Annotated in this window: 7 protein-coding genes; 2 read left to right on the forward strand and 5 right to left on the reverse strand. The window is 59.4% G+C overall.

The genetic code is table 11. From position 1 onward, the window contains the following. Positions 1-6 precede the first annotated feature (6 nt). The 4 genes from IM282_RS14850 to IM282_RS14865 all read right to left on the reverse strand — a co-directional run bounded on the left by IM282_RS14850 (position 7) and on the right by IM282_RS14865 (position 6,319). Positions 7-1,371, reverse strand: coding sequence for an efflux transporter outer membrane subunit (locus tag IM282_RS14850; protein WP_192970520.1), 1,365 nt, complete (start codon positions 1,369-1,371; stop codon positions 7-9). Further along, the gene (locus IM282_RS14855; RefSeq protein WP_032626664.1) at positions 1,371-4,481 is read right to left on the reverse strand and encodes an efflux RND transporter permease subunit; all 3,111 of its coding nucleotides are present in this window, start codon (positions 4,479-4,481) and stop codon (positions 1,371-1,373) included. The genes IM282_RS14850 and IM282_RS14855 overlap by 1 nt, the downstream gene beginning before the upstream one ends. Next, a complete protein-coding gene (locus tag IM282_RS14860; protein ID WP_038414997.1) occupies positions 4,481-5,602 on the reverse strand; it encodes an efflux RND transporter periplasmic adaptor subunit in 1,122 nt (373 codons plus the stop codon). The genes IM282_RS14855 and IM282_RS14860 overlap by 1 nt, the downstream gene beginning before the upstream one ends. Before the next feature lie 147 nt (positions 5,603-5,749). Next, complete coding sequence (locus IM282_RS14865) at positions 5,750-6,319, reverse strand: TetR/AcrR family transcriptional regulator (protein ID WP_022646570.1); 570 nt, start codon at positions 6,317-6,319, stop codon at positions 5,750-5,752. 185 nt (positions 6,320-6,504) lie between these two features. Here IM282_RS14865 and IM282_RS14870 point away from each other — a divergent pair, with 185 nt between their 5' ends. Beyond that, on the forward strand, positions 6,505-6,924 hold the full coding sequence (locus tag IM282_RS14870) for a GNAT family N-acetyltransferase (RefSeq protein ID WP_058646775.1): 420 nt from the start codon (positions 6,505-6,507) through the stop codon (positions 6,922-6,924). Here the strand turns inward: IM282_RS14870 and IM282_RS14875 are convergent. Further along, positions 6,921-7,568, reverse strand: a complete 648-nt coding sequence (locus IM282_RS14875; RefSeq protein WP_032622106.1) for a TetR/AcrR family transcriptional regulator — start codon at positions 7,566-7,568, stop codon at positions 6,921-6,923. The genes IM282_RS14870 and IM282_RS14875 overlap by 4 nt on opposite strands. A 78-nt stretch (positions 7,569-7,646) precedes the next feature. Here IM282_RS14875 and IM282_RS14880 point away from each other — a divergent pair, with 78 nt between their 5' ends. Continuing rightward, a complete protein-coding gene (locus tag IM282_RS14880; RefSeq protein WP_192970521.1) occupies positions 7,647-9,146 on the forward strand; it encodes an MDR family MFS transporter in 1,500 nt (499 codons plus the stop codon). The last annotated feature ends 158 nt before the right edge of the window (positions 9,147-9,304 follow it).

Below are 9,304 nucleotides of genomic sequence, written 5' to 3' on the forward strand. Positions count from 1 at the left end.
AGGCCGTTACTGAACCCCTCCACCCAGCGATTGCCACAGCGTGATGCGGTTTTCCAGGTCGGTTTGCTGCAAGGCAATCAGTGATTCCTGTGCCGACCACAGCGACCGCTGCGCGGTGAGCACCGTCAGATAATCGCCCGCGCCAGCCTTGTAACTGCGCGTCGCCACATCCAGCGTTTTTTGCTCCGCCGCCACGTATTCACGCTGGGCATCAAGCTGTTCGCTCAACGTTTCGCGCCGCGCCAGCGCGTCGGCCACGTCCTTAAACGCGCTCTGGATGGTCTTCTCATAGGTGGCGATTAGCCCCTTCTTCTCCGCTTCCGCATAGCGCAGCTGCGCCATATTGTTGCCCCCGCTAAACAGCGGCAGGGTGATGGACGGCGCGAACGACCAGACCTTCATGCCGTGGCTGAACAGGGATGACAGCGAATCGCTGCCGACGCCCGCGCTGGCGGTCAGTGAAATGGTCGGGAAGAAGTTGGCGCGTGCCGCGCCGATGTTGGCGTTAGCGCTCAGCAGGTTATGTTCCGCCTCCTGAATGTCCGGGCGACGCAGCAGCGCGCTGGAGCTGACGCCCGCCGGGATCAGCGTGATGGCGTTATCGCTCAGGCTCTCCAGCGTGCCGGGCAGCAGGTTCTCGGGCACCGTATCGCCCGCCAGCAGGTTAAGGGCGTTTTTGTCCTGCATCACCAGCGTCTGGTAGCTCGCCACGCTGGCGCGCGCCTGCTGGTAAACCGCCATCGCTTCACTGACGTCCGTGGCCGCTGCCACACCTACTTCCTGCTGACGTTTGACGATTTTGAGCGAGTTCGCGGCGCTCTCCAGGGTGGATTTCCCCAGCGCCAGATTGCTGTTATCCGCCGCCAGCGTCACCCAGGCCGTGGTCAGCTCGCTGACCATTGTCAGGCGCGTGTTCTGCGCGGTGAACTCGCTGGCAAGCCAGGTTTCACGCGCGGCGCGCGACAGGCTCTGGTTGCGGCCAAACAGATCCAGTTCGAAGCTGGAGACCGTGCCGTTGGCTTCGTCGCTCGTCGCGACGCCGCTCGCCAGCGTGCGGCTGCGGGTGTGGCTCAGTTCCGCGTCCACCGTCGGGAACAGGGACGAGCGCGTTTCGCCATACTGGGCACGGGCGGCGTCGATATCCGCAATCGCTTTTTGCACGTCGCGGTTGCTGTTGAGCGCCATCGTCACCACGCTTTTCAGCCGCGCATCATTCATCACCTGCTGCCACTGGCTCACCACGGCGCTGGCTTCGCCGTGCGCGCCGGGCAGTGTGGCCGGAACGGGCGCGTCCGGGCGCTGATACGTGGGATCTAATGACACACAGCCTGCGCTCAGCAGTGCTAACGCTAAAACAGTTACACGAAACATTATGACCTCCGGTTTGCGTGCTTACCGGAGAACAGACGTTTCACCAGTACAAAGAATAAAGGAACAAAGAAGATAGCCAGCAGCGTCGCGGCCAGCGTCCCGCCGATAATGCCGGTGCCGATCGCCACGCGGCTGTTGGCCCCCGCGCCGGTGGCAATCGCCAGCGGCGTCACGCCTGCGATAAACGCCAGCGAGGTCATGATGATCGGACGCAGACGCGTCTGGGCGGCCCGCAGGGCGGCGCGCGTCAGTGAGTAGCCTTCGGCCACTTTGGCTTCGGCAAACTCGACAATCAGAATGGCGTTCTTCGACGACAGACCGATGGTGGTCAGCAGCGCCACCTGGAAATAGACATCGTTGCTCAGGCCGCGCAGGGAGGCGGCAATGGCCGCGCCCAGCACCCCAAGCGGGATCACGAGGATCACCGAAATGGGCACCGACCAGCTCTCATACAGTGCCGCCAGGCACAGGAACACCACGAGGATGGAGAGGGCATAAAGGCTCATCGCCTGACCGCTCGCCAGTTTTTCCTGCAACGACAAACCGCTCCACGCCCAGGTGCTGCCGGACGGCAGGTTATTCGCCAGCTGCTCCATTTTGCTCATCGCCGTACCGGAGCTGGCGCCGCTGGCGTTCTCGCCCTGAATTTCATACGCCGCCGAGCCGTTGTAGCGCACCAGGCTTTCCGGGCCATACTCCCAGCGGGTAGTGGCGAAGGCGGAGAATGGGGTCATAGTGCTGTCGCTGCCGCGCACATACCATTTGTTGAGATCCGACGGTACCGCGCGATAGTCGCTGTCGCCCTGGATGTAGACCTTTTTCACGCGGCCACGGTCAATGAAGTCGTTCACGTAGGTGCCGCCCCAGGCGCTGGACAGGGTGTCGGTGACGTCGCTCAGGGAGAGCCCCAGCGACACGGCTTTGTTGTTATCGATATCCACCTGAAGCTGCGGCATCTGCGGCAGATCGTTGGCGCGCACGGCGTGCAGCGAGCTGTCCTGATTCGCTTCGCCAATCAGCTGGTTACGCAGTTTCAGCAGCGCGTCGCGGTCGGTGCCGCCGCTCGCCATCAGCTCAAAGGTAAAGCCGTTGCTCTGGCCCAGACCGTCCACTGCCGGCGGTGTCATCGCAAAGATGGTGGCATCGCGGATGGCGCTCAGCTCCTGCGTGGCGCGCAGGGCAATGGCCTGCGCGGTGTTTTCCTCGCCTTTACGCTCTGACCAGTTTTTCAGGGAGACGAACGCCATCCCGGCGTTCTGGCCGCTGCCGCTGAAGCTGAAACCTTCGACGGTAAAGATCACGTCGGTATTGGCTTTCTCTTTGGTGAGGAACCACTCGCGTACCTGGCGGCTTACCTCTGCGGTACGCACCGCGGTTGCACCGGCAGGGAGGGTGTACTGCACCATGATTTCACCCTGGTCTTCGGTTGGCAGGAAGCTGCCCGGCAGTTTCAGCATGGCGAACCCCATCGCGCCGCAGAGCAGGGCGAAGATCACCAGCATGCCGCCGGAACGGCGCAGGGCGCGCAGAACCTTATTCTGATAGCCGTGCTCGGTCTTACTGTAGAAGCGGTTAAACGCGCCGAAGAAGCCCTTTTTGTGCGGAGCGGTGTGATTCAGGATCGAGCCGCACAACGCGGGCGTCAGGGTCAGCGCCACCACCACGGAGAGGAACATCGCTGAAATAATGGTGACCGAGAACTGACGGTAAATGACCCCGGTAGAGCCGCCGAAGAAGGCCATCGGCAGGAATACCGCAGAGAGCACCAGCGCAATGGCGATCAGCGCGCCGGAAATTTCGCCCATCGATTTTTCGGTCGCTTCCCGGGCGGGCAGCCCTTCGTCGCGCATAATACGCTCGACGTTTTCCACCACCACGATGGCGTCATCCACCAACAGTCCTATCGCCAGCACCATGGCAAACAGCGTCAGGGTGTTGATGGAGTAACCGAACAGCGCCAGCACGCCGAAGGTGCCCAGCAGCACCACCGGCACCGCCAGCGCCGGGATCAGCGTCGCGCGGATGTTTTGCAGAAACAGGTACATCACCACCACCACGAGGATAATGGCTTCGAACAGGGTCTGAATCACGTCCTCAACGGAGATCTTGATGAACTCGGTGCTGTCTTTCGGGTAGGCCACGTCGTAGCCTTCCGGCATCGACTTTTTGAACTCGGCGATCTTGTCTTTTACCGCCGTGGCGGTGTTAAGCGCGTTGGCGCCCGGCGAGAGCATCACCGCCATACCCGCCGCCGGGTGGCCGTTCAGCTTCGCGGTGGCGGTGTAATCTTCGCTGCCCATCTCCACGCGCGCGACGTCGCTGATGCGCACCACCGCACCGTTGGACTGGCTCTTGACGATGATTTTTTTGAACTCATCGACCGTTTGCAGACGCGACTGAGCGCGAACGGTGGCGGTCAGCTGTTGGGCGTTCGACGAGGGCAGCGCGCCGATTTTACCGGCGGAGACCTGCACGTTCTGCGCTTCAATCGCGCTCTGCACGTCGGAGGGCATCAGCGAGTACGACGCCAGCTTAGCCGGGTCGAGCCAGATGCGCATCGCGTATTCTGCGCCAAACACCTGCAGGCTGCCGACGCCATCCACGCGCGCCAGCGGATCCTGCATATTACTCACCAGCCAGTCGGCGATATCCGAGCTGCTGGCGGTATCGGTTTTGTCATACACGCCCATGATCAGCAGGAAGTTGCTCTGGGATTTTTCGACGGTGATCCCGGACTGCTGCACCTCGGTCGGCAGGCGTGATTCCGCCTGCTGGACTTTGTTCTGCACCTGTACCTGAGCGGTGTCCGGATCGGTTCCCTGTTCAAACGTGACGTTGATGCTCACCGAACCGTCCGAGCTGCTGGTGGAGGTGAAGTAGAGCAGGTTATCCAGCCCGGTGAGCTGCTGCTCGATCACCTGCGTCACGCTGTTCTCCAGCGTTTGTGCGGAGGCGCCGGTGTAGGTGGCGGATATTTTGATCGACGGCGGGGCAACGTCCGGGTACTGCGCAACGGGCAGCGTGCGGATCGCCAGTATCCCGGCGAGCATGATGAGAATGGCGATAACCCAGGCAAAGACCGGGCGACGCACGAAGAAACGGGAAAACATCAGGCGTTTCCTCCGTTGGTTTTCATCTCTTCAGCTTTCACTTCCTGCCCGGCGGTGACTTTGTCGGTGCCTTCCACAATCAGCTTATCGCCCGCCTTCAGGCCATTCAGCACCAGCCATTTATCGCCATAGGTGTCGCCCGTCTCCAGCTGACGCTGCTCGACCTTGTTGCTGGCGTTCACCACCAGCGCGGTGGCGGTACCTTTGGCGTCGCGAGTGATGCCCTGCTGCGGCGCGAGGATCGCGTCATTCATGATGCCTTCATCCACTCGGGCGCGGACGAACATGCCCGGCAGAAGCTGATGCTGCGGGTTCGGGAAGACGGCGCGCAGGGTGACTGAGCCGGTAGACTCATCCACCGCCACTTCGGTTAACGCCAGATGGCCTTTTTCGCTGTAGCTGCTGCCGTCTTCGAGGATCAACGACACGTTCAGCGTATCGCTGTTGCTGGCGAGGGTTTGCTTGCGTAATCGCAGCAGATCGGCGCTGGAACGGGTTAAATCGACGTACATACTGTCCAGCCCGCGAATAGTGGCCAGCGCGGTATCCTGCTGGGCGGTCACCAGCGCGCCGGGGGTCACAGAGGAGATGCCGATACGTCCGGCAATCGGCGCGGTGACGGTGGTCCAGTTGAGGTTAATGCGGGCACTTTCCAGCGCGGCTTTCTTTGACTCGACGCTGGCCTTGTCCTGCGCGCAGGTGGACTTCGCGTCTTCCGCATCCTGACGTGATACACCGTCATCCTTAACCAGCTGCGCATAGCGCCGGGCTTTCTGGCAGTCGGCCTGCACCAGCGCCTGCGCCTGTTTTAGTGCGGCGGCAGCTTCATCATAAGCGGCGCGGTAGCTGGAAGGATCGATCTGATACAGCGCCTGCCCGGCCTTGACCGTATCGCCTTCGGTGAAGAGCCGTTTCTGAATAATGCCGCCCACCTGAGGGCGCACTTCGGCGCTCATCGCGGCGGCGGTGCGGCCGGTCAGCTCGCTGACCACGGACACCGGCTGGCTCATGAGTGTGACAATCCCCACTTCCGGAAGAGGACGCTGGGGAGCAGATGTTTGCGCATTATCGCACCCTGTCAGGAGGAGTAATGCTGCGATGGAGGTTGTTATGGTTTTCATAATCTTTTTCCAGGGTGAACGAAGCCTGCCCTGTTAATCGCTTAACAGGGAGGAGGGCTAATTAAAAGCACAGCGATCTCGCATCTCTGGCAGAGCCAGAAATGAAAAAAGGGAAATTACTTATTTCCGCTAATTATTCACATGCGATTACTTCGCAGAGAAAAGCATATTTAAAATATTCTGGTATATGGGCTCTAATTGTTCTGACGGTACTTTTAAAGGCGTGAGTCGACGGTAAATCGTGCCTTCGATCATCACGGCGGTAATCTCCACGCAGCAGCGAATATGCTCATCGCTCAGGTGGGGGAACTGCTTTTTCAGGTGCTCACAGGCGTTGGCGAACATGCGGGCTTCGGCTTCGATCAGCATGTTTGCCACCAGCGGATTGCGCGTGGCCTCTGCGGACATTTCGAGCATTAGCGCGTCATCATCTTCGTTAAGCGTCTGGCGCCAGGCAAGCGCCTGCGGCATCCCTTCAACCAGGGTTTTGCCCTGCATCTCCTCAATACGTGAGTCGATAATGCGCCGGATCATCTCTTCAATGATCGCGTCTTTGTTACTGAAATAGCGATAGATTTGTCCGACGCTGAGCCTGGCTTCGCTGGCGATCTGCGACATGCTGGCAGCGTGAAATCCACTGGCGCGAAAGCAGCGGCGCGCGGCGGTGATGATTTCGTCCTGCCGTAGTTTTTGTCGTTCTTCCAGCTTTGTGCTCATCGTCGGCTACCGTAAAAAGTGAGAATGATCGTTCTCATTATACGTTTTCGGAGCCTATTGGAAAGGTTTTTTTTATTTACATATTGAATGAATATTTCCTTGTTTAAACAATGGAGGAAATAAGGAGTTTTTATGAAGGTTAAGCTGTGAGATATTCAGATTGCGCTGAAAATAAGGAGAGATTTATGCACCTGAGCATTACAGATAAAGTCACGGCTGAAGAAAAAGAAGAATTATTAACGGGGCTAAGAGCCTATAACGCGCAGTATTTAGATCTGGCGACGTTTAGTGGCGATATTGGCGTATATGTGCGGGACGACAACGGCATCATGCTGGGCGGGTTAATCGGCGTACGTAAAGGCGACTGGCTGAATATCGACTTTCTGTGGGTCAGCGACAGGGTGCGGGGAACGGGCGTCGGCAGCCAGCTGATCAAAACGGCTGAAGAGGAGGCCCGTCGTAAAGGGTGTCGTCACGCGCTGGTGGATACGGTCAGCTTCCAGGCGCGTCCGTTCTATGAAAAACAGGGTTATCAGGTGCAGATGTCCTTGCAGGATTACCCTTATCAGGGAATGCAGAGACACTATCTGACCAGGGATCTTTAACCGCCGATCCCGTTGCCGATCACGGCTAACACGTGGCGCACAACGATCTCCGGCGAGAGGGCATTAAGCCTCTCGTCATTGCGCATGCGAGAGAAAGGCACCAGCACCAGGCTCAGCAGCGTCGTGAACAGCAGTTCGGGGGCCAGCGCCGGATTCAGCTTTCCTTCCTGCTGCCAGCCTTTGATGGTTGCCAGCGTGGTGTGATATTTCTCATCGCCAAAGCGCTCCTGCAAATGCGTACGCAGTACCGGCATCTCGCCGATCACCTCCTGCATCCACAGCGGGGCAAACCAGCGATACTTTTCCGCCAGTTCGGCCAGCACCCTGACCATTTCCGTCAGGGCATCCACCGGCGAATCCCGGTTGTCGGCGAAAATCGCCCCGATCCGCTCACGTAACGGCAGGAAGCGCTCCTCAATCATCGCATCCAGTAACTGTTCTCTGGAGTTGAAGTAGTAGTGCAGCATGGCGGGCGTCACGCCGGCTTCGCGGGCAATAGCGTTCAACGACGTATTGGCGATCCCCTGGCGGGAGAAGAGGTTCAGGGCGATGTCCAGCAGCTGTTCGCGGCTGGCGGTAACGCGCTTGCCGCCGCGCGGACGTCCGGGACGGCGGGGTTCAGAATTGTCTTTTAGTGCTGGCACGGTCACGCTGTCTCTTGATCTTATCCATAACTTACCTGAATATTAATTATTCGATTAATTAATTTCAAGCGATCTCTTATGGAGTCCGACGTAATGACTCAACCTGCGAAAAAGGCGCCGTCGATTAAGCTGCTGTTCAGCGCGCTCCTGCTGGTGATGCTGCTCTCGGCGCTGGATCAGACCATTGTCTCCACCGCGCTGCCGACCATCGTCGGTGAGCTGGGCGGGCTGGATAAGCTCTCCTGGGTGGTGACAGCCTATATCCTCAGTTCGACCATCGTGGTGCCGCTGTATGGCAAATTCGGCGATCTGTTTGGCCGAAAAATCGTTCTGCAAATCGCGATTGTGCTGTTTCTTGTAGGGTCCGCGCTGTGCGGTCTGGCGCAGAACATGACCCAGCTGGTGCTGATGCGCGCCCTGCAAGGGCTGGGGGGCGGCGGTCTGATGGTGATCAGCATGGCTGCCGTGGCGGACGTGATCCCGCCTGCCGATCGGGGTCGCTATCAGGGGTTGTTTGGCGGCGTGTTTGGCCTGGCGACGGTGATAGGGCCGCTGATCGGCGGGTTTATCGTTCAGCACGCATCCTGGCGCTGGATTTTCTACATCAACCTGCCGCTGGGGCTGTTTGCGCTGCTGGTGATTGGCGCGGTATTCCACGGCAGCGCGCGGCGCAGCAAGCATGAGATTGATTACCTGGGGGCGATTTACCTCAGCATGGCGCTGCTGTGCATCATTCTGTTTACCACCGAGGGCGGTACGATCCGCCAATGGAACGACCCGCAGCTGTGGTGCATTCTGGCCTTCGGCCTGACGGGGATCGCCGGGTTTATTTACGAAGAGCGGCTGGCGTGGGAGCCGATTATCCCGCTGTCGCTCTTCCGCGACCGCAGCTTCCTGCTCTGTAGCCTGATTGGCTTTATCATCGGCATGTCCCTGTTTGGCTCGGTAACGTTCCTGCCGCTCTATTTACAGGTGGTGAAAGACGCCACGCCAACGCAGGCCGGCTTGCAGCTGATCCCCCTGATGGGCGGGCTGTTGCTCACCTCCATCATCAGCGGGCGCATCATCAGCCGCACCGGGAAATACCGTCTGTTCCCGATCCTCGGCACGCTGCTCGGCGTGGTGGGGATGGCGTTACTGACGCGCATTTCAATCACCTCCCCAACCTGGCAGCTGTACCTGTTTACCGGCGTGCTGGGCATGGGGCTGGGACTGGTGATGCAGGTGCTGGTGCTGGCGGTGCAGAACAGCGTGTCAGCCGATCAATACGGCGTAGCGACCTCTGGGGTGACGCTGTTCCGTTCCATTGGCGGGGCGATTGGCGTTGCGCTGTTTGGCGCGGTGTTCACCCATATTCTGCAATCAGGGCTGACCGACAGGCTGCCGGAAGGGGCGGAACTGCCGCGCGAACTTAATCCCGTTGCCATACACCATCTGCCTGATGCCCTGCGTCTGGACTATCTGGATGCGTTCGGCTCGGCGATCCATGCGGTGTTCATGCTGGCGGCGGGGATTATGGTGCTGGCGTTTGTGCTGTCGTGGTTTTTGCGCGAAGCGCCGCTGCGTCGGCAGGCGTGAGGTTAGCGGTTCTGCTTGCGCCTGGACTACCGTAGCCTGATGCCCATCGCCCGGTGGCGCTACTGTATGACCGGATACATAGGTAACAGATCAGACCGGGAACATAGGTAACACTTTTCAGTCTATCCGGAGCACACTCTGGGTTTTTCGGTCGTAGT

It is taken from the genome of Enterobacter cloacae complex sp. P29RS (assembly GCF_014893445.1).
GTDB classification, from domain to species: Bacteria; Pseudomonadota; Gammaproteobacteria; order Enterobacterales; family Enterobacteriaceae; genus Enterobacter; species Enterobacter intestinihominis.